The 1,790-nt window shown below is 36.8% G+C and carries 2 protein-coding genes; both read right to left on the bottom strand.

The genetic code is table 11. From position 1 onward, the window contains the following. A partial coding sequence (locus EO766_RS18085) for a sigma-54-dependent transcriptional regulator (protein ID WP_287101780.1) occupies positions 1–533 on the bottom strand: 533 nt, incomplete at its 3' end. 352 nt (positions 534–885) lie between these two features. After that, the coding region (locus EO766_RS18080; protein WP_287101779.1) for an alpha/beta hydrolase family protein at positions 886–1,790 on the bottom strand (905 nt) is incomplete at its 5' end.

Genomic DNA, 1,790 nt, shown 5'->3' with positions numbered 1-1,790 from the left:
TCTTTACCGGTTCCTGTTTCGCCGGTTAATAAAACAGTGGCATCTGTTTGTGCTACTTTTCGGGCGGCTTCAATGGCTAATTGAATACTTTTTGAACAACCAAGTATACTGTTTAATGCATATTTATTATCTAACTGTTTTTCTAATTGTTGTACCCTTTTTGCCAGTTTCACTTTTTCAAGTGCTCTGTAAAGCAATGGAATAATTTTATAATTATCATCTCCCTTTGTTATATAATCAAATGCTCCATTTTTTATAGCTTGTACACTATCCGGAATATTGCCATAGGCTGTCATCAAGATAATTTCAAGCGCAGGATACTTTTGTTTGATATTTTTGGCCAAATCAACACCATGCTCATCGGGCAATTTAACATCGCAAAGTACAATATCTATATTTTGCTGTTCTAATTTTTTAAGCCCGGTTTTTCCGTCGCCGGCCTGTAATACATCAAATCCTTCTAAACTCAACATTTTTGCCAACAGTGTTCTGAGTTTTACCTCATCATCTATAATTAAAATAGTATTTGCCATGCGTAACAATAAATGTAACTTGAATAAATGTAAAAGCAATTAGTATTATAACCCAAATGTAAGTATGTAAATAACTACATCATTTTATTTGTACCATTCAAATTTTAAAATATAATTAATAAATTGAACTATTATTTCTTTTATACCTGAGCCATAAAAGCAATCATTTTTTCAGAAGTGCCACTAATTTTACAACTATTTTACTGTTGTAATATGCTTAATGTCGTTTATGGCTGTTCGTTGTATATACTTTTACACTAAACACAACCAATTTATTGGGAAGCTTATTTTTAACCTACTTTCATTTTACTATCTATAAAAAGCCCCGCAATAAGCAGGGCTTTTTAGTTATTTAATGCAGCAAACCTTCCGGTATGGGTTTCTTAATTAAATATTTGTAAATGAACTTCGCTTTCAGATTTTGAAAATCATCCCATTTAGCAGGCAAATAAGGCCAACCATGGCGCCCACCGGGATACAACATCATTTCAAAAGGCTTCTTGGCATCTTCCAAAGCACTAATTAATTGTATGCTGTTTTGCATATGTACATTATCATCCATAGTACCATGTACAATTTGCAACAGGCCTTTATACCGACCAATATAACTCAATACACTACTTTTTTTATAACCCTCCGGATTGCTTTCCGGTGTACCCATATAGCGTTCAGTATAATGGGTATCATACAGGCTCCAGTCTACCACACTGCCACCGGCCATACCATAAGTAAACACATCCGATTTGTAGGTTAATGCATAGCACGTCATATACCCCCCATAACTAAACCCTGTAATAGCAATACGGGCAGGGTCGGCACCGGCATTATGAATAAACCATTTGGCCATAGTGCTGTAATCTTCCATTTCCCAATACCCTAAATCATGGTACATATAGTTTACACCTGCTTTACCAAACTGGCCACTGGCACGGTGGTCAAACGCTACTTGTATTAACCCCTCCTGTGCCAATAGTTCGCGGCTGGGGCTCCAGTTCCACCTGTCCCATACGGTACCGGCATTAGGCCCTCCATAAATACTAATGAGCATGGGATATTTCTTCGTTTTATCATAATGTGCCGGCCAGGTAACCAAAGCGGGCAGTTCAAATAAACCATCAGCACTTTTAATACGTATAATTTCAGTTTTAGCAATAGCATACGCATCCATGTCAGGGCCTTTGGCATTACCCAGTTCTTTAACTATTTTACCATTTACATCTACCAATGCCATACGTGCTGGCGTTTGTGTATTACTGT

It is taken from the genome of Hydrotalea sp. AMD, assembly GCF_004100315.1.
In the GTDB taxonomy this organism is placed as follows: Bacteria; Bacteroidota; Bacteroidia; order Chitinophagales; family Chitinophagaceae; genus Hydrotalea; species Hydrotalea flava.
Note: the sequence above shows the minus strand (reverse complement) of the source record. Positions and strands in the feature narration are given on the sequence as shown.